The organism is Arthrobacter bussei (assembly GCF_009377195.2).
Lineage (GTDB): Bacteria > Actinomycetota > Actinomycetes > Actinomycetales > Micrococcaceae > Arthrobacter_D > Arthrobacter_D bussei.
In genome coordinates, this window is sequence record NZ_VJXX01000036.1 from 1 (window position 1) to 282 (window position 282).

A 282-nucleotide genomic window follows, 5' to 3' on the forward strand; every position below is an offset into this window, starting at 1 on the left:
TGGAGCGCGTCCAGTTCTCGGTGCCCGGCGAGGCGCTCGAGTACTTCGTGATCCACGGGCCCACGCCGGCGGAGATCCTCGAGCGCTACACGCGGCTCACGGGCCGGCCCGCGCATGTGCCGGCGTGGTCCTACGGGCTCTGGCTGTCCACGAGCTTCACCACCGACTACGACGAGCAGACCGTTGCGCACTTCGTGGACGGCATGGCCGAGCGCGGGCTGCCGCTGAGCGTCTTCCACTTCGACTGCTTCTGGATGCGCGAGTTCAACTGGTCGGACTTCG

General features: G+C 68.1%; 1 protein-coding gene. It reads left to right on the forward strand.

Features of this window, described 5'->3' with window-relative positions; all coding sequences use genetic code 11:
- The coding region (locus FNH21_RS16810; protein WP_277819773.1) for a TIM-barrel domain-containing protein at window positions 1-282 on the forward strand (282 nt) is incomplete at both ends.